Below are 20509 nucleotides of genomic sequence, written 5' to 3'. Positions count from 1 at the left end.
GTCGATTTTGAGTGGATTTTGATTTGGAGGGTGTATAGCAGAATCAAATTAAACTGCTTTGGCTATGGCAATCAATTCTCTGTAGGGTAAGGCAAATGAACACAAGATAACGGCTCAACATCGCTGTTTTCTACGTTACTGCTGTAATAACTCGCCAACTGACTGAGCGTTATTTCTTGCTGATGAGAGACAAACCACAACCGACTATGCGCGGTATTTTTCTGTGGATTAAAAACATCATTGATGATCAGAATTTTGTCTGGGATCAGTATCAACAGCTGTTCATTTTTGCGCACGATAGACATGTTTTCTAGCGAGCCGTTATAACGCAAATGTAACGCGCCTTCGCCCTGATGCGTTATTTCGATCACCTCATAATCAAATAAAGCAATATCGCAAATAAATTGTTGAGCCGCTTGTTGATTGATTGTGGTGCGGATCCACAAACGGTTCACTTCATCAATATTAAGATAATAAGGGGCTGTCTTCTTATTCAAGTTTAAGACATCAGTAAAATCCGCATTTAATATTAAACATTCCCCCAAGCGTTGGTAGGTGCCCACTTTATTTTCGACAAAATCGTGATCATAAGAAGAGGAAATCTGCAACAAATAACCAGGCCGATAAACAGAAAAATAGGCAGATTGTTGGTCATAACTATAACCAAGGTATTCGGCTTGGCTTGCCTCTATTGGCAGCGTAAACAAAGCGCTGCTAGCAGGATGAAACCAACCATAGCCCCTATTTTTTAATCTGATCATGATGATTTCTGGACAAGAGTACAGTGAACAAAATGTAGTCAAAGCCCTTTCTAATTCCCCCCTATTGATCATCATCCCCGCCCGCGAGCGGTCATCGGCATCGCTAAAGCGAGGCGTACAGCCAAACAAAGTAGCGATAAAGGCATCATTTTGTAGTTTGATGTCGAGAATACAGCCATTCTTCGTCATGATGTTGAGATATCCATCATCGCTTAAAGAAATGCTAATACTCTCATCCCCACAGGGCGGCACGTCGTTCATCATGCCTAAAGCCTCCCATGGGGTAGCGGCGTTGGGCATTTCAGGACAAATTAACAATTTTTCACCAAGGGTGTCATACCAGATTGAGGGAGCGTCGTGGTCATTAGCGCGCAGTGAATTGTGGATAGCCAGGATAGGGGCAATGGCTATCGCTTTTATCTGCCCTGTAATAAAAGCGCCACTTTGCTGCGCTTTTAAAGCGCGCATAGCCTGTATCAAAGGGATCAACCAATGCTGATGCTCCCTTTGCCAGCTATTAGCGACACTTTTCAAGCTGAGTTGTTGATCAAGGTTGAGATGATAGCCATCGCCATTTTTCATACCGATGGCGATACCTTGTTCGGCGGCAATAATACTGACAACCTCGCTGTTCTGTAAGCCAAAATCACTTAATCGAACCTCGATGGCCGGGGCTTGACCTACTTGCAAATAGAGTTGATGTAATTGGTAACTATCAGCTTGGGTCACACTCCAAAAACAATGATAATGATCGGGCTGATCTCCCTTGATCACCGCGGATAAGGTAGTTAAATAATCACTGTTATTAAGAAGACTAAAATCAATATTAGCGGATATATTTCCGCTAACTGTCGTGATGTTTCCTGATAAAGGCCATATCAGTTTATTACCTATTGATACCGTCGTAACCGATTGTGGTGCGCTAACGTTCACAATACTCGGATGGCCGGAAGAAGAAAATTGTGCCCCTGCCGAGGAATCAGAGGCCGATTGTTGCATAAATGCATGCAGCGCGGTTAGGTGGCGACTGTTAATCAGATCTTGCATCACTTCAGGAGGCAGATCGCGTACTTCAAGCAATCTCAGCGACCCAAGGCGATGAGTGTCAATAAGATAGATAAGATGGATCTGCTTTTTCATCTCGCCAACAAAATACGTATACTCCTGTTCAAACACAATACCCTGGTCGCTCAGCTGGGTTTGTACTATCTCTGAGCCCGCGGCTGGACGCGGCCTACCTTGTATATTGCTGATCATCGGCAAATGAAGAAGGGGCAAGTAAACATATTTCAGCTTTTTGGTTGCAATATGTGATACCCAAAAAATATTTTTATAATACTCTCGGCTCTCATTACGCTGCCCTTTATCAAAAATAAGCGCAATATCGCCCTGATACCAAGCAAAGGTTTCATTATGATAAATCAGCTCAACATGGTATCTGACGCACAGATCGTTGAAGATAGTGTCGTCGTGATCAGCGGTATAAAGTAAAGCGCCCTGCTGTAACGAATAAAAACACCGCTCGGTTTTTGCTACTAGCGCATTTTCATCATCAGAATAATTAAAATCATCCAGACGAATACTATTTATCGCGTGAGTATTCTGTTGTTTTTGCTTTAGCAAATAAGATTTCACGGCCTGCACGAGGTTATCATCGTGCCGATTATTTGTGTCCTGATTGATAGGTAATTGCGCCATATTAAGCGAATAAAAAATACTCTGCTGGCTATCTAGTACCACGTCACCCTGCGGAAAATAGAGTGTCAGGCAGGTTTTGTTAGGATTTTTTAATATGATAGTAGTGATAATTTCTTCATGATATTGGTTCGACGCAATCAGCGTACGGCGAATCAATTTGAGTTTATTCCCTTCGGTTACATCAGTTGAATGATTGATCAACTCAATATCCTTGATATGACGCGCATTAATGATCCACTTTACCTGTTCATTCTCACAATCAATAGTAACGTTTGCTTGCCCTTCATTGAGCACCAAGACAACCGTTGCCTCGCCTTTTTTCGGGGCGATGAGATGATAATGTAAATGTTGATGGTATTGTGGGGGCGTTATCAACGCATCCATGACCTGCATTTTGTCGCTTCCCGGCGCGATAAGATGGTAGTGATCATTCCCTAAAACAATATCAATATCGGTAAAAAGATAATTAAAATTTAATTCAACAGGCGTGTTGTAATAAATTAAACCGTTCATCGGATTTTTCTTTTCTGTAAAAGGAAAATCTGGGTTTTGGCGGGCAAAAAAACGTATGCCATCGAATAAGGTGATTTCTTTTGCCGATACATGCACCCTGGTACTGGAAACAGCGCTGATGTCTACCCGTGGATGTATGGGTAAAATCAAGCTCTTCATGCCCGAATAGTTATTATCGAGTTCCCGTTGTGCCATTACTGGCAATGGAGATAAATTGATGTAACTGCTCGCGCTGTTATCAAGGGCATTTTTTTTCTTTATTCTCTGGCCTGCTTGATCAAAAACGACAGTAATCGATTGTGGTGCACTGAGATCGATTTTGGTGATAACCACAGTGTTACTGGGCAACAATATCCCCCGCTGAAAAGTAATGCCCTGCTGCCAACCCATCCGCATTTGATTAAAATAATCGGCGATCGCCGCCGCTTTTTCTATATCACTAAATCTGCGAACCAGGGCTGACTGCACAAAATAACTACTGACCGCCAACGCAATACCGACGATAAATAATCCCCCCACCAGCAAGGTTAAACCGAGTATCCCCGCCACAATACTGCCGATAAATAATGACATACCCAGTGTTGAGAAAATAAGTTGCATGCTCGATAGGCTACGTTGTACGGCAGTGTCAGCTCTGCTTAATTCAACAGCGCTGAAAACCACATCCGTCAAACCTAATCCTAGGCCAATAGGGAGCGCTATCGATTGAAACAGGCGGGTAAAACCGCCATTTTCGACTTGTCTTAAAGCCGTTTGCAGTAACGTCACTGCATCACTGGTGGTATTGAAGGTGACCTGTGTCACCGCCACGTAAGTGTGTGCTTGCAAGGTCTTCGCTAAGGGGGTATTGCCAGAAACGCCGATGCCATTGGTTAGCCAGTGTTGGATAGCCATAATAGCAAACACCGCATTGGTTCCCATGCCAGAGAGCGTCATTTTGTTAATCGATTGATTTGAATAAAGTCGCCCATTGGCCAACTGATAGCATGTCGTCAGTTGTTCATGTTGTTGCTGCAAATAACCTTTCACTGCCGCAAAGGTTTCATCTTCGGTAGTTAACTGTATTTTTTGCTTATTATCTTCATGCAGATAAAAGAGTTTATATTGTTGAACATCGCTATCGTAGTTGAGAGATAATAATAATGGCCCCCACTTATTAATCTCTAACTTATTTTGCAGCAATAAATTTTGGTTTGCTTTAACCAATGCCTCACAGAGAGCAACACTTGGGCGGGGAGAAAGGTGCTCCTTTAATACATTAGAGTAATATATTTCTGCTTTAGCGATATAACGTGGATTGGTATAGGCTCTTACTAATTTAGTATTGTTAAGCGTAGCGCGCTCTGATTTACCTATCAGTTCAGAATGATAATAAAGTGAGGTATTTTCTTTTCCTTTACTTAATTGCTTTAGATTTTTTTCTATGTTGTCAATATCCTCTTTTATCTTTTTCCAAGCAAACTCAGACTTATCGCTAGAGGCTAAACTCATCTTGGTTCTTTTACTTAGATGTTGTTCAATTTGGCCTAAATAAATACTCTTGATCCGTTTTTTGACACGTCTATCACGCTCAATAATACCCGCACTCTCGGGATCATTGAGATCGAGGCTAAATAAATCAAAATCATCATGTAAATAACGTTCTTTCAAACGCATAAAAGCGGCTTGTGGATCAGTAAATAGTTTTTCCATCAACCACTTTAATTTTTTTGTTCCCCCCAATAAATCAAGCGCATCTAACCAATAGAGATAATTATTATAATTTTCTGTTTGCCGCAAAATATGCTGCAACGCCGCCATAGCCGGCTCATTACCATTGATAATAATTTGATGATGCTCTGCTCCGTTTTCACTCATGCCGGCTATCAATGCCATGATATCAGCCGCCATCAGGATAGGGCCTTGCTTGATATCCTCTAAAATCAGCATGCTAACACCCGCATTCATGGCGCCACTGAGTTTTTGCTGTTCTATCTCGGTAATATAATCGACGCTAAAACGACCGTTATAAGAGGTTTTCGGTCTTCGAGTACGCTCAGCAATGTCTTTTATAAAACCGAGGCGGTTACTCACTATCCTGCCATCATTGGTCTGAGTAAAAATAATTTTTCGATTACTTTCTTTTACCAACATCCAATCAATATACCAGGCTTCTGCAACTGCCTCGGGATTATGAACCCATCCGGTCCATTTTCGCCCCAAGACATCGATGGCCACTAATTTTTCGCGCACACTAATACTATTAACCCTGATTCTGTTTGACGAAAACGCCTGATAAATACTTTCTATAAAATTTTCGTCTTCGACTGGGGCAACAGTGACTATGCTCGCGGGAGTGGCTTCATTAATATAACAAGCGGCTATCGATACCCTATCAATAATGGGAAAATCGCCTGTGTGATCTTTGGCTAATAACCCACTGCTGATAAGCAGCTGAACAATGCTTTCTCCGCCCACTCTTTTCATAAAAATGCCATGGCTTATCAAAATAAGCCGGGTTTTACCCTGAAATGAAAAATTGGCGGCCGCATTCACCTGGACTAAATCTTCGCTTCGTTTTTGATAACGATAATGCGCGCTCCGATCCGCGTTTTTGTTGTAGAGCAAGCGCGCCATTTGACCGACCTCCTCGTCATCTTGCAATTGGATAATATATTGACTGTCGTATTGGCTGACATGATGAAATACATTACGGGGAAACCTGATGGAATGCGTTGATACATTTGATAAATGGGCTTCTTCAGTGGCAAAAAAAGCACGGCGAAAAGGGGGGATCATTTTATGCAGTGAGGGTTGTACTCCCCTACTAGCCACCACGCCAACGTCCTTCATTAATACGCTGTAAGCATGGCGGTAAGGAGCGAGCCGATTAGGGAGCTCAGTTCGATAAGGAGCGACTTCGCGATAAGCAAGTAACGCCCTCGAGTCGGGTACTAGCTCATAGGCTCGCAAATCTGCCACAATTTTTTGGCTAATTTCACTTGGAATAGGTTCACCAAGATCTAATCCATCAATATTGTTATAACGAATGACGTTATTAATTTGTTGAATGTAGGTCAATATTTGCTCAATAAAGGGGCTTTTTTTTGTCGCCACTATGGCTTTATTATTGTCCCCCGCATAACTGCAATTAAAATAAGGGTCTACCGTTAAGTCGCCAAGGGGAGAAAATACGCTCTGACCTCCCTCTAGCGTGGTGGTCACAATATTTTTGATATCTTGTACTGCTGCCTCACCGATGGCTTGCAAATAAACAGGATAGCCACCTCGGTCAACGTTATTAATAATCGCCGCCCGTCCTGGCATTTTCCCTTGATGCGTTAATTCATCCAACACCACCTGCATCACCACAGTGGAAGGGTATTTGTTGATCGAATTATTAGGACTGCTGGCTATCAAGCGTGAAGAGATGGCTTCATTAAAATTCGGCAATAAATTGCTATCAAGATAAATCCCCCCTCTATCTTTGAGGATCAGCAAGCGGCTAATATCCATTGCAGCAATGGGATTGCCTCGTAACATCAGTTCTTTAATATACAACTGATACTCTGGCAAAGAATGAAACTGGTTGAAATCGAGCAGACGGATGTTATCTGAATGGCAAGTGGCTTGTTGTAATTGTTTAAAATCGGCATGAAAACGCTCAGTATATCTTTGGCGGATCTGCGCCAATTCGCCCGGTCTGGCTAATCCTTCCTTTTCCAAAAATATTATCGCGGCTTGATCAAAACAAAATTTGCGGTCGCCTGGCAATGAGCCATCATGCTGAGACAGAGTTTGCGTCATATTATAATGAGCATAATTTTGCCACTCAATCAGCTCGGTTCGGAAGGCGTCGGGGCTTTTATATTTTCCATTAGTAGCATGACGCACCGCCACCTCTTCTATCCGCCCTGACAACTCTCCTGCTAACAGCGTGGTGGGATCCATCCAAATATTGATTTTATAACTCTCGGCATTTTCTTGGATCCACAGTTTGATATAGTCCAGTTGGACAGGCTCAAATCCAATCAACGACATAAAATGGATTTCTTGCGGCACAGTCACCGATAAACAAGCGATGCGTTGTCTGATACTGTTAGGGATCTTTTCTGTATGAAAAAAATAACGCTCACATCTCATACTCCAATAAAGTATTTTACTCAATGCTAGCATTTCATTCGGCGGTGAGAGCGTTTTATTAAAGACATATTCTAACAATGCGGAAAACAACTCATTTTCAGCAACACTGGTTTTAATTAAAACATTTTGAAAGAGGAAGGTTTTTATTTTTCGGTGAAGTTCTGATTGGGTCATGTCCGTATCATCCTTGATTAATTTTTACTATACCCTCCGCCTTTGAAGCCGCCGCGTTGTTGACTGCGGGTGCTCGCCGAATCACGTAGTAGTCTACGCTCATCGGTCGGTCGCCCTTGCCGCCTAGCTGCAACTTCAAAGGCGGAGGGTATATTTTGCCTCGTGCCAAAGACAAAAAAGGGCAGCGGTGATCACCGCTACCCTTGTTAGATAAATTATTCGATTGTTGGCGTAATCTACACCAGTTTTATGCACGATGCAAAATTAGACTTCTTACCTACTTATTTTCTTTTCATGCTCAAGTAACCATTGTTTGGTTTTTAATCCACCGGCATAGCCTACCAGACGCTGATCACTGCCTATCACGCGATGACAGGGGACAATAATCGATATTGGATTTTTGCCATTGGCCGCCCCCACCGCCCGACAATAATTAGCCGAGCCGATGGCCAACGCCAGTTGTTTATAGCTCCATGTCTCGCCAAAAGGAATTTTTTTCAGTTCAGACCAGACTCTTTTCTGAAAATCAGTGCCGATAACATCTAGCTTCAGCCTAAAGATTTTACCCTGGCCAGCAAAATAATTTTCTAGCGCGCTAATCGCTTCTGATATAAGGCGGTTGATCTTCACCGGCTCTTTTTTTTCATTAACAAAGGCCAGAGTACATAAGCCAATGTCAGTAGCTTGAAGATGTATAAAATCAGCGTCAAATCCCGATGGGGCATCAATATAATAATTATACATAGCAGTTATCTTTTCAGAACATATTGTTTAGGTTAGCTATCTACTTTAGGTTGAGATCTCTCATTGTGTTTAACCCATGTCTTGTCTTCCCTCGTATATTCGGAGTAAACAGGCAGGGGCTTGTTACTCTGTTCCGGATTAAGTCTCGAGTGTGCGAACGAGCTGGATGATCCGGAAGCGGTAATAAGAGGCTTAGGCTTAGGCTTAGGCTTATTATTGATTTTTGTCCATAGGAAGCGTTTAATATTTCCATCCCAGTGCCTCTCGTAACCCTCTCTCTCTATTACACCTCCCTTTTTTATTTCAGACACTGACTCAGGTACCTTATCTAAAGACTGAGTTGTTGTTACTACTCTCGGTGCCGGACTCGGACTAAGTTGCGCGTATATCCCGTTAGCTGATCCGTAGGTGGTAATAAGCGGTTTGTCGGGAATTTTGACTTCAGCCCATTTCCCGCCTACTTTCGGCACTGATTTAGGCGTCGTATCTTTAGTATCACTGACTTCTTCATCTACAGGTTTGACGTTTTTATCAATCTTAACCTCAGGTGCTCCTCTTTCTTCTACTACTGCAGTTTCACTAGGAACTAGAAGATTTTTAGGTTTTTTAGATTTAGGCACAGGCACCTCTGCTGGGCGGGGCTTGCTACTACCGCCCACCTCCGGTGTTTCATTTCCCTTTTCTTTTTTCACCTTAGCATCAGGCTCATCATCAGATGATGTATCATCATCAGATCCTATATTATCTGCCGGATCATGTGGGGGTACCTCTGGAAAAAGTAGAAATGGCGGAATGCTATTAGTAGTAGAAGATGGATCAGAAGACACTTCATCTCCATCGACACTATCGACACTGTCATCAGTATTCGTTCCAGCCTCTACAGAGCCAGATGCAAGAGGATGTTCCATATATTCTAGGGTAAGTAGCTTCCCTCCAAGTACCGTAAGGAAAGTTATTACTTTATCAGCATCCAACCTTTCACATAGCATGAATTCTTCTGTAAGAAGCTTAATCAAGGTTGCAACCGGCTTACCATATAAAAACTCGGGATTTTCTCGTTGCTCTTTTGTTAATGTAACGTTTAAGGATGCTTCTATTCTTTCGGCACGTTTTGGATTCATTATCTTAGCTATAAAGCCTGACAAAAATTGCTGTGCTGCAAAAGAATTCTTGTCTTCCTTTGTCATTATTCCTTTCGTTTCATTAGTTCTTTCTTCAACAGTTTTTTTGCTTATTTTGTTCGTCGTTTTTATGAAATCGGTATTAGATGTCCCCATCAAATCGGAATATATTTTCTTTGTTTTCGCATTCGATAATTCTTTGACAAATTTTTGGACATCTTTTTTCATATCTTTTTTAGTATATGTAGAATTTACTATATTTAAAAAGATAGCATTTAGATGACGCTCAATAATATCTCGCTGCAAGTAATCTATTTTATCAGTTGTATCAATCTCTTTTAGCTTCGCTAAAAAATTTTTCGATAATGCTCCACTCGAATCGATATCATTTAAAATTTTTACCATTCCTTCCCGTGCTATTTCAGAGACCCATTTTTTTGCTTCGTATTCCGATAACGCTACTTTTGGTTGGTTATTAGGTGCTGCTGAAGGCGCTGTTGGAGATCTCGCTGGGTCAGTAGTTTGATGTTCGAATGGAACCTTACCCTGCTTCACATTAATAAGATCGAACGTTCTCTCTGTCGTCGATATTATCGGCATACTCGCTGAACGTTCTAAGCGAGAAGAAGTAGAATTAAATTTCGTTGGGAAGCACATATTATCCCCTTATTGATGCAATAGCTGAATTAAAAGTTTCGTATATTGATTTCAGATTCTGCATAAGCTTTTGTATTAATGTTTCAATATTAGTTAAAACACCCGCGGCTTTTCTGGTTACCGCACTTGCTGCAGTTTCTATTTGTGTTTCTAGCATGGTAAATGCTTTACTAAAAATATTGTATTGAGAGGCATTCATTGAAACTTTGGGGAGTTTTTTTTCAACTTCTTCGCTAATCAAATCCTTAAAAAATTCAGCTTTTGTAGCCTCAATGTCAACCCCCTTACCCGTTAATTCCTCTATTGTTTGGCGAAGAAATTCTTTTTTAGTTTCTCTTAAATAATGCTTAACATGTCCCCATCTAATAACAAGATTAGGATTGTCCTCTGTCTGACCCTCTCCCCCCTCAACCCACCCACGATGGTGTTCCGGCATCCATTTCTTCCAATCACCATGTTTATAAGAAGCCAAAAAGCTATATGATACATTAAAAATATCAGGGTCTATATCCATACGTGACTGAGATTTAATCCCTCTTACATAATCATCTCCAGCTTTTATTAACGCCTCTAATCTATCTACTTGCTCCTGCGTTATCACATCCTCTATATTCGATGCATGATTTTTTCGCAACAATAATGCGAATTTCATTTGTGTATCACGATCCATCTCCTCCAAAAAATTTGAATCATTATAGGATTTATCCCAAACACCTTCTTGCACCGCAATTCTTATATTTTCTTTATAATCATTGCTACTCAATATCCCTATCAGCTTTTCTGCTTTATCTTTATCTGCTTGATTTTTATATTTAGGCAGCGATTCTAACATTTTATCTAACGGCGAAGTATCTAGCGTCACCAGCCATTTATTACCCTTCTGTTTCACGACATTAGCCGGATCCAGACTCAGATCCTCTGCTTTCTTTATTGCTATTTTTTCATTTTCTTCGCTTTGTTCAGCATTATCATGCTCAATAGAATACAAAATCCCCGCATCTTGATCAGAGCTATAATCCTTTATTAACTGGCGGAGTTCTTGTTCCACTTTAGCGCGATTCATAACAACATCAGAGCCCTTACTTTCCGTTAGCTTATGCATGTTAACAATAAAATTGCTGACCGCGGTATTATACTTGTTATATTTACTCGCCACCTTCGATGTCAGATCCATATTGCCTCTCGAAATAGCATTGATGGTATTGACTATAAGCTCATACATACTAACATTCTTGTTCATGGCAACATCGGCTATGCTGTGATACATTTTAACCCCATTGTTCATATCATTCGCACTTTCCTTTGCCTCAGCGGCGATCTTTTGACGCACGCTGTCTTGTTTTTCTTCCGGTAAATCATCGATAGCGGATTCAGCTGTCGCCGTGAATTCGCTTACATCAGCGTTAACAGCTTGTGTTCTCAATGTTATTTTTGCAAGATGTTCTTCTGAATTGACTAGCGCAAGATTACCCTTTACTTCTGTGTATAGATGCCCTAATTCTTCAATTTTCTGCGTTGATGATTCAAAAGAACGCTCCAGAGGAGAAGGTTTATTTTCTTGGATAGGTGCCTGGTTTGATAGAGGAGAAACAGAAAAGAATTCATCTTCTGAATTTGATTTTCCATTTAACTCATAGCATTGAACATGACTTCGGGTTTTATTGTGATTCGCATTCACTACATTAACCATCTCACCCATAATTACCTTCCCCTTTCATCAATTAATTTAAGCATCAATATTTCGTTACACATTATAGTGATGCGATTTTCATTAATTGTCATGAAAGGTAATCTAATGAAGAGGGTTATTAAAATTACTTCAATGATGGCTGGTGTATACCCTTCGCCTTTGACAAGGGGTATAACACATCAGCCTGGTAGCAAAAAAGACGTTGCAAAATTATTTTACGCGGGGATCGCCGGCGCTGTTTTCCGGCTATATACCCAATGAATTTCGCGTTACGGCAAGGCAGCAACCAATCAAATCCCAGGAGGGTGGTACATGACAGAGGATGAGAGATCGCTGCCAACGCCGCCGTAACTTGAAAGGCAAAGGGGATATTTCTATTTTGAGTTGTATTTACGCATCACTAAGGTGGCATTGGTTCCACCAAAACCAAAGCTATTAGACATCACGGTAGTTAATTCTATCTCTTTCATTTGGGTGATGATATCCATCCCTTCGGCATCTTCATCAAGGTTGTCGATGTTAATACTCGGCGCAATAAAACCATGTTCCAACATCAACAAACTGTAAATCGCCTCATGAACCCCGGCCGCACCCAATGAATGCCCAGTCATGGCTTTCGTTGCGGAAATCGCGGGCGTTTGATTGCCAAAGACCTCTTTAATCGCCTGCAATTCTTTTGTATCACCCACCGGAGTGGAAGTACCATGTACATTGATATAATCGATGGATTGCTTGTACACCCCCTCCATCGCCATCTCCATACAGCGCACTGCCCCTTCACCGGAGGGAGCAACCATATCCGCACCATCAGAAGTCGCACCATAACCCACAATCTCTGCATAAATATGTGCACCACGCGCCAAGGCGTGTTCCAATGATTCAACCACCACCATACCGCCCCCGCCTGCTATCACAAAACCATCACGATCTTTATCATAAGTCCGTGACGCTTTCTCAGGTGTGTCGTTGTATTTGGTTGAAAGCGCACTCATGGCATCAAACTCACAAGACATTTCCCAACACAACTCTTCTCCACCACCGGCAAAAACGATATCTTGCTTACCTAGCTGTATCAATTCAACGGCATGACCAATACAGTGGGCAGAAGTGGCACAGGCGGAACTGATCGAATAATTCACCCCTTTGATCTTAAAAGGCGTGGCGAGACAAGCGGAAACGCCAGAGGCCATCGCTCTCGTGACCATATAAGGGCCAACGCCTCTCAAGCCTTTAGCTCGCATGCCATCACAGGCAACCATTTGATTACGAGGAGATCCGCCACCGGATCCGACTACCAGACCCGTACGAAAATTAGACACTTGTTGATCAGAAAGCCCCGCATTCTTAATCGACTCTTGCATCGCGAGATAGACATAAATAGATGCATTGCTCATAAAGCGCAATGTTTTACGATCAATCAGCTTAAAAGGATCCCATTTTGCCGCATCATATTTAACATTACCCCATACCTGGCTACGCATTCCGGCGGTTTTAAACTCTTCTGAGAAAGTAATGCCAGAATGTCCTTCTTTCAGAGATGCCAAGACCTCTTGCTGGTTATTACCTATGCTGGAGACAATACCCAGGCCAGTGATCACCGCACGCTTCATTCCATACCCCTTCAAATTTTATTACACCCAAGATATTGCCACGCACTTTAGCTTACAGTTGTACGCTGAACAAGTCCGATCAGAATAAAATTTATCACTGCCTATGCTCGATGGGATGATAAATCGCGCTGATGACTTAACTCAGCTTGATAAACTTTGAAACGACTGTTCTGAGCCAGTACCTGATGGCTGCCAAAAACGGCATCCAACAGCGCAGGATAAGGTAAAAACGCATTGGCAACGATTCGTAATTTTCCCCCGATCCGGAGATGATCATAGGCACCACGAATCAATCTTTCTGCAATATGCAAGCTAATCGCTAATCCGTCGTGAAAAGGAGGATTAGCCATAATGAGATCAAAACGCCCCTTAATATCAGAATAGAGGTTACTGGCGATCACCTCGGCGTCAATATTGTTAATCGCCAAAGTGGCACGACTGGCTTCAAGCGCAGCAGCACTGACATCACTGAGCGTGAGTTTTATTTGAGGTGAATGATGCGCCAACACACAGGCCAAAACCCCAGTACCACAAGCAATATCCAACACTTTTCCCTTCACCTGCTCAGTAAAAGAAGAAAGCAATAATTGACTGCCTGGATCGAGTCCATCACGACTAAAAACACCGGGCAAGGTTTTGATTATCCTAGTACCAACATGATAATGACCCCACCAGATAGCATTATCGTGTTTAATCTTTTTATCTAAGCGACCATAATAAAGGCTGCAACGACGGGCGCTATCGATTTTACTCAGCTCCAGCATCTCCCACAGCTTATTTTCCGCGCTACGTACACCGCTACGATTTTCTCCGACAATAAAAATATCACTTCCAACAGGGAATAAAGCCAACAAGTTGGATAACTGAAATTGGGCTTCTTGTTTGTTTTTAGGCCAAAAATAAATGAGCGTATTACAGTCAGCAACACTTTTTTTATCTGCTGAAAAACTAAATGTAACCTTATCCTCTAAGATAGGTTTTAATAATTGCCAATGATGGTATTGATTAGTATGAGCTAGGACAGTAGCAGCGATGAACTGCGCAGGCAATGTATCTTGCCAATCACCGGCAAACAAAACCCGACGCTCAGTAAATTCATTACTGTGGCGCAATATCATTTCACTGGCAGGGGTTAATACTGACATGAAAATTATTATCCTAAAATGGAGTGTTATACCCAATGAATTTCGAGTTACGGCAAGGCGGCAATCAAGCGAATCTGTGTACAGGTAGTACATGACAGAGGATGAATGCGAGCTGCCAACGCCGCCGTAACTTGAAAAGCGAAGGGTATAGATGATTTCATACCGCAATGATATAAGATTTGTTAACATAGCACCAAAATAAAGCGCCACCTATTAATAGGATAATAGAAAAATCAATGACATCGAGACGAGATTGGTTTTTACAACAGCTTGGCATTACACAATGGAAACTTCGACGCCCGGCGATTTTGCAGGGCGAAGCTACCATACCAATCCCCTCAAATGTTCGCCTACTTATCGTAGCGCAATCACCTCCTCAACATCAGGATCCTTTATTTTGTGATCTGTTATTGAGTTTACATCTCACTCCTGAGCAAACTTACAGCTTAACGCCAAATCAACTTGCAGTGATACCCAAAGATAGGCAATACCACTATTGGTATCTAGGGGATCATGAACCTTTAACAGATGCTCAAGTGCACTTACAAAGTCCAGTATTGAATGAACTTTATCAAAATGGACACGCCAAACGAGCACTCTGGCAACAAATTTGTCAATATGAAAAAGATTTCTATCCTGACGCCAGCTGATATAGCAGAAGCCTACCAGATTGAGCAAGCCAGCCATGCTTTTCCGTGGACTAAAAATGTTTTCGCCAGCAACCACAGCGAACATTATCTCAACTATAAATTAAGTGTTAATCACTGCTTAGCAGGATTTAGCATGACACAACTCATTATTGATGAAGCAACATTGTTTAATATTGCCATTGATCCGCAATATCAGCGCCAAGGTTACGGGCGCTTACTGCTTGAGTATCTCATTAAACAGCTAATAATACGTCATGTGGCGACATGTTGGCTTGAAGTTCGGCAATCAAACCTAGGCGCTATCGCTCTCTATAAAAGCTTAAATTTTAAAGCAGTTTCAGTGCGGAAAAACTATTATCCTTGCACTAAAGGAAGTGAAAATGCCGTTATTATGAAGTTATCTTTGGCCTAGTTAAAAATTTTTCGACAATAGCTGATCCCAAGCTAATATTAATCAATAACGTTTTAGAGCCTATTCAAAAGCTTCTTTGTATAGCCGAATCAGTTTAATTTGATTTAAAGCGGAAGTGCGCAGACAGTACAAATAGTACGGCAAGCGACGACAACACAAAATAAAATTAAAATGATTTGGTTATATCAGCAAGCACAGAAGATTTCGAATAGGCACTAAAGGATCTCCATCATTTTAATTAAAATAGGAGGATCAATGAGCTTTATAAAGGAATTTCGTGAATTTGCCATGCGCGGCAATGTGGTTGATTTAGCCGTCGGGGTTATTATTGGTACGGCCTTTGGAAAAATTGTTTCCTCATTGGTTTCCGATATCATTATGCCTGTGTTAGGTCTTTTAATCGGCGGAATTGATTTTAAAAAATTTGCTTTTATCCTGCGTGCAGCTGAAAGTACAAACCCAGCAGTTATTATGAGTTATGGTTTGTTTCTGCAAAATATTTTTGATTTTTTAATTATTACATTAGCGATCTTTTCCGCAATGAAATTAATGAATAACTGGCGCCGAAAACAAACCGAAGAGGTAGCAGTGCCAACCGCTGAAGAAAAGTTATTAACTGAAATTCGTGATTTATTGAAAAATAAAATTTAGCCCCCCTCCAACATCCTCACTTGTAAGATATATCTTACATTAACTGTAAGATATCATTTATTTTTATAAAATACAGATTCAGCATTTAATATTTATTTCTAATAAAATCATTATATTAAATATATTTTTTTTATAATAAGGAAAAAATATACATAAGAATCTTTACAGTATATTGCCTCTATTTGTTAATTAATCCATTATCTTGGTATCAGGTAAATGGGATCGGGTGAGCTATGCGATATCATTATTGTTATCACTGATCGCTGTCGAGATAAATGGATGCTCGATTAATCCCTGAGTAAGAACGGTATTATACGGAGTATAAACGACGTAACCGTGATAGTAGTATAAGTCAAATATAGTTATATTAATTGTCTTAAATTACTAGGAGATAGAAGAGAAGGATTAATGCTAGGACGCTACAAAAATGCAAAGGACTGCGGGTTAGGATAACCATTAAAGGATAAGTTTTCAAGGATGAAGCAAGGAGCACTATTTTTAGCTGGATTGCTATAAAACGAACCCAAAGGCACTGTTCAGGCAGTGCCTTTTTCATCAGTGCCAAATACCATTCTTCCTTATTATTTGATTAAAACAGGCGCTTACAAAATCGTATTGAGTGTAATTGTTATTTCTGCATAGCATCCCATTGAACCAGCTGTGCTAAAGTTTTTAAGCGCCAATCGGTTGATACCCAAGGCAGCCAATCAACCTGCCGATTAGCATAAAAATAATTTTTATAGAAGGGTCTCGATAAGTACGCTTTCATAAATTCCTGTTATAATTTTCCTACCAATAATTATAAGCGTAGTATATAAAAAGATAAATTGAAGCCTGTTGCTACGATATTTATTTAATCTATTCATTTTTTTATAAAAGTATACACAATGAATTTCGAGTTACGGCAAAGCAGCAATCAATCGAATCCCAGGAGTGTATCCCCTTCGCCTTTGAAGTTGCCTTCGGCTGCCAGGGCGGGCGACCGATGAGCGTAGACATACTACCTGATGAGGCAAGCACCCGCAGCCAGGCTTCAAAGGCGAAGGGGATAGTAATGACAGAGGATGAGAGATCACTGCAACGCCGCCGTAACTTGAAAGGCGAAGGGGATAGATATATTTTTAAGGAATATCAAGTGATTAAGCTTTTTATTTTCCACCTATTACTCATTGCTACCCCGCTCTCTGCTACCGAAACAAAACTACCCACGCTAACAGTTTATACTTACAGTGCTTTTATCGCCGACGGGGGGTCTGGAGCTGCTATAAAAAAAAGCTTTGAGCTTGAATGCCATTGTAAACTTAAATGGGTGACACTCAATGACAGTATTTCTTTGTTTAACCGCTTACGGATGGAAGGGAAAAATAGTCCGGCGGACGTGGTTCTCGGTCTAGATAACAATTTATTGCACATCGCCGAACAAACAGGTTTGTTTACCAGCAATCCTATCGATACTCAAGCACTGGCACTACCGGAAAACTGGCACAATAAGATCTTTATTCCTTATAATTACGGCTATTTTGCTTTCATCTATCACAAAAATAAATTAAAAAATCCGCCTAAAAGTTTACAAGAACTGGTCGAAAGCAGCACCCCGTGGCGAATCATTTATCAGGATCCACGTACCAGTAGTCCCGGCCTTGGTTTATTACTATGGATGCAAAAAGTATACGGAGCACAGGCACCTCAAGCTTGGCAACAATTAGCGAAAAAAACCGTTACTGTCACTCGAAGCTGGAGCGAAGCCTATGGTCTTTTTCTCAAGGGTGAGAGTGATTTAGTCTTAAGTTATACAACCTCTCCGGCCTATCATCGAATAGCAGAAAAAACAAATAATTACGTGGCAGCAGACTTTAGTGAAGGACATTATCTACAAGTTGAAGTCGCAGGCCAGTTGGCCGCCAGTAAACAACCAGAGTTAGCCCAGCGTTTTATGCAGTTCATCCTGACTCCCGCTTTTCAGCAGCATATTCCTACCGGTAATTGGATGTATCCAGCAATAAAAATAGCCCTCCCCGTAGATTTTACTTCTTTAGCCGTACCACCGAAGGCATTACAGTACCCTGCTAAAGAAATAGCAAAAAACCGTCTTCAATGGATCCAAGCATGGCAAACTGCCGTCAGTCATTAATTCCAGGTTGGTTACTTCCTGGCCTATTCACTGCCAGTCTATTATTCGGCTTAATTATTTTAATTTTTACTACCCTCTGGCAACATGCGCAGACTAGCAACTGGCAAAATATATGGCACGATAACTATTTATGGCATGTGATTCGTTTTACCTTTTGGCAAGCGCTACTATCAACGTTACTCTCCATCCTGCCCGCCATTTTTCTAGCGCGAGCACTTTACCGAAGGCGTTTCCCAGGCCGACAATGGTTGCTGCGTCTCAGTGCCATGACATTGGTGCTCCCTGTATTAGTGGCACTGTTTGGTATCTTAAGTGTCTATGGCAATCAAGGGTGGTTAGCGCAGTTATCTGCTTGGTTAGGCATCGAATACCGCTTTTCGATCTATGGATTGCCTGGCATTTTATTGGCTCATACTTTTTTTAATTTGCCACTTGCAACCCGACTATTATTACAGTCATTGGCCGCCATTGCCGTTGAACAGCGCCAGCTGGCGGCTCAGCTTGGGATGAATAGTTGGCAATATTTTCGCTGGATTGAATGGCACTATTTACGACGCCAGATATTGCCAACGAGCGCGCTGATTTTTATGTTGTGTTTTGCTAGTTTTGCGACCGTGTTGGCGCTAGGTGGAGAACCGCAAGCGACAACCATAGAATTGGCTATTTATCAGGCGCTGAGTTACGACTACGATCTAGAACGAGCGGCTATACTGGCATTGATACAATTGACTTGTTGTTTAGGCTTAGTCTTATTAAGCCAACGATTAAATAACTTGCTAACGATTGGTCATACTCATCAGCAATATTGGCGTGATCCGCAAGATAATCGATGGCAATGTATCAGCGATACCTTATTTATTGGCCTATTTTTATTATTTTTACTTCCCCCTCTATTGGCGGTAATGATTGATGGCTGTAATCAGGCGCTGGTAAAAGTGCTGCAAAAAAAAGCATTATGGCAAGCATTAATTACATCATTAATAATTGCAATCAGTGCTAGCTTACTTTGTCTGGTATTAACAATGATGTTGTTATGGAGTAGTCGTGAATTAAAATTGCGCCAACAAATTGCTTACGGACAAACGTTGGAAATCAGTGGTATGATGATTTTAGCCACACCAAGTGTTGTCTTAGCCACCGGTTTTTTTTTATTGCTGAAGGATCGTTATCTACTATCCCAGTCGTCTTATGGATTAGTTATCTTTATCAATGCACTGATGGCATTACCCTATAGCTTAAAAGTGTTAACTGACCCAATGCAGGATCTTGCACAACGTTATAACCGATTATGTTCATCGCTCAATATCCGCGGCTGGCAACGCCTACGCCAGATAGAATGCCGAGCACTGCAACGCCCATTAACACAAGCCCTGGCTTTCTCTTGTGTATTATCATTGGGAGATTTTGGCATAGTCGCTCTCTTTGGCGATGAAGAGTTCCGCACACTGCCTTTTTACCTATATCAACAAATAAACGCTTACCGTAGCCAGGATGGAGGCGTTACTGCGTTGCTATTGTTATTACTTTGCCTTTTGCTGTTTACGTTGATAGAACGACTCGCGAGCCCCTGTGATCACACTTAGAAAAATTACCTATTTATCCCACAATTTACCCATACACTTTAACCTGAACATTCAAACGGGTGAACGTGTGGCCATTCTTGGCCCCAGTGGAGCGGGAAAAAGCAGTTTACTTAATTTGATTGCTGGATTTTTAATCCCAAGTAGTGGTCATATCTTATTAAATCATCAAAATCATACCTTAACCCCACCAGCCAACCGGCCGGTATCCATGTTATTTCAAGAAAATAACCTGTTTTCTCATTTAACGGTAAAGCAAAATATCGCTTTAGGATCACACCCAGGCCTGAAACTGAATGCAGCACAACACCAGCGACTTCTGCAAATTATTGAGCAGGTTGGATTAACAGCCTATTTAAATCGTTTACCAGCACAGCTTTCCGGCGGACAACGTCAGCGGACAGCACTAGCGCGTTGTATGATACGTAGTCAACCCATTCTATTACTAGATGAGCCATTTTCTGCACTTGATCCGGCATTACGTAACGAAATGCTACAATTAATAAAGCAGCTCTGCACTGACCGTCAACTGACGCTGCTGATGGTGTCACATAATATCAATGATGCGGCGCATATTGCTGAACGTACGTTATTGATTGTTGATGGAGGGATATATTACGATGGCTCAACAAAAGCAATAATCGAAGGGAGGGTATCTGAAGCAAAAGTGCTGGGTATCGATACTATCAACCACTCCTAACTTATACAAACCCGATAGATTTCAAATAGTCCAATTAAGGAAATATTGCAAAAAATGATATCTTTTTTTTATCATCAGGCGGATAATTTTTCCCTAAGTTTTATGGTAATTACCGCTGAACGTTGAGTAATTGCTCTAAGAGCCTATTCG

Annotated in this window: 13 protein-coding genes; 6 read left to right on the top strand and 7 right to left on the bottom strand. The window is 41.3% G+C overall.

What is annotated here, in order from left to right; genetic code table 11:
- Positions 1-71: 71 nt before the first annotated feature.
- The 6 genes from AACL30_RS15630 to rsmC form a co-directional block, all read right to left on the bottom strand.
- Positions 72-7268 (bottom strand): TcdA/TcdB catalytic glycosyltransferase domain-containing protein, encoded by a 7197-nt coding sequence (locus AACL30_RS15630; protein ID WP_339057281.1) that lies wholly within the window; start codon positions 7266-7268, stop codon positions 72-74.
- A gap of 273 nt (positions 7269-7541) precedes the next feature.
- Complete coding sequence (locus AACL30_RS15625; protein ID WP_339057280.1) at positions 7542-8012, bottom strand: methylated-DNA--[protein]-cysteine S-methyltransferase; 471 nt, start codon at positions 8010-8012, stop codon at positions 7542-7544.
- Positions 8013-8044: 32 nt separating this feature from the next.
- The gene (locus AACL30_RS15620) at positions 8045-9733 is read right to left on the bottom strand and encodes a hypothetical protein (protein ID WP_339057279.1); all 1689 of its coding nucleotides are present in this window, start codon (positions 9731-9733) and stop codon (positions 8045-8047) included.
- A 58-nt stretch (positions 9734-9791) separates the two neighbouring features.
- The gene (locus AACL30_RS15615) at positions 9792-11489 is read right to left on the bottom strand and encodes a hypothetical protein (RefSeq protein ID WP_339057278.1); all 1698 of its coding nucleotides are present in this window, start codon (positions 11487-11489) and stop codon (positions 9792-9794) included.
- A gap of 365 nt (positions 11490-11854) precedes the next feature.
- The gene (gene fabB, locus AACL30_RS15610; protein WP_339057277.1) at positions 11855-13090 is read right to left on the bottom strand and encodes a beta-ketoacyl-ACP synthase I; all 1236 of its coding nucleotides are present in this window, start codon (positions 13088-13090) and stop codon (positions 11855-11857) included.
- Between the two features lie 101 nt (positions 13091-13191).
- Positions 13192-14235, bottom strand: a complete 1044-nt coding sequence (gene rsmC, locus AACL30_RS15605) for a 16S rRNA (guanine(1207)-N(2))-methyltransferase RsmC (protein ID WP_339057276.1) — start codon at positions 14233-14235, stop codon at positions 13192-13194.
- Between the two features lie 236 nt (positions 14236-14471).
- Between rsmC and AACL30_RS15600 the strand changes: the two genes are divergently transcribed.
- The 3 genes from AACL30_RS15600 (at position 14472) to mscL (ending at position 15948) form a co-directional block, all read left to right on the top strand.
- Entirely contained in the window at positions 14472-14885 is a 414-nt protein-coding gene (locus AACL30_RS15600; protein ID WP_339057275.1) for a DNA polymerase III subunit psi, read from the top strand.
- A complete protein-coding gene (gene rimI, locus AACL30_RS15595) occupies positions 14854-15297 on the top strand; it encodes a ribosomal protein S18-alanine N-acetyltransferase (protein ID WP_339057274.1) in 444 nt (147 codons plus the stop codon). Before AACL30_RS15600 ends, rimI begins: the two co-directional genes overlap by 32 nt.
- 255 nt (positions 15298-15552) lie before the next feature.
- A complete protein-coding gene (gene mscL, locus AACL30_RS15590) occupies positions 15553-15948 on the top strand; it encodes a large-conductance mechanosensitive channel protein MscL (RefSeq protein ID WP_339057273.1) in 396 nt (131 codons plus the stop codon).
- A gap of 628 nt (positions 15949-16576) precedes the next feature.
- On the opposite strand, the gene sgrT is transcribed toward mscL, so the two are convergent.
- Positions 16577-16717 carry a glucose uptake inhibitor SgrT gene (sgrT, locus tag AACL30_RS15585; protein ID WP_339057272.1) on the bottom strand — a complete coding sequence of 47 codons (141 nt, stop codon included), beginning with the start codon at positions 16715-16717 and terminating at the stop codon, positions 16577-16579.
- Positions 16718-16933: 216 nt separating this feature from the next.
- Here sgrT and thiB point away from each other — a divergent pair, with 216 nt between their 5' ends.
- Genes thiB through thiQ form a run of 3 tightly spaced genes read left to right on the top strand, consistent with a single transcriptional unit; the run spans position 16934 to position 20359 of the window.
- Positions 16934-18079 (top strand): thiamine ABC transporter substrate binding subunit, encoded by a 1146-nt coding sequence (gene thiB / locus AACL30_RS15580; RefSeq protein WP_339057271.1) that lies wholly within the window; start codon positions 16934-16936, stop codon positions 18077-18079.
- Positions 18055-19662, top strand: a complete 1608-nt coding sequence (gene thiP / locus AACL30_RS15575; RefSeq protein ID WP_339057270.1) for a thiamine/thiamine pyrophosphate ABC transporter permease ThiP — start codon at positions 18055-18057, stop codon at positions 19660-19662. Before thiB ends, thiP begins: the two co-directional genes overlap by 25 nt.
- Positions 19649-20359, top strand: coding sequence for a thiamine ABC transporter ATP-binding protein ThiQ (thiQ, locus tag AACL30_RS15570; RefSeq protein WP_339057269.1), 711 nt, complete (start codon positions 19649-19651; stop codon positions 20357-20359). Before thiP ends, thiQ begins: the two co-directional genes overlap by 14 nt.
- The last annotated feature ends 150 nt before the right edge of the window (positions 20360-20509 follow it).

Origin of the sequence: Candidatus Regiella endosymbiont of Tuberolachnus salignus (genome assembly GCF_964020115.1) — a bacterium.
In the GTDB taxonomy this organism is placed as follows: Bacteria; Pseudomonadota; Gammaproteobacteria; order Enterobacterales; family Enterobacteriaceae; genus Regiella; species Regiella insecticola.
Note: the sequence above shows the minus strand (reverse complement) of the source record. Positions and strands in the feature narration are given on the sequence as shown.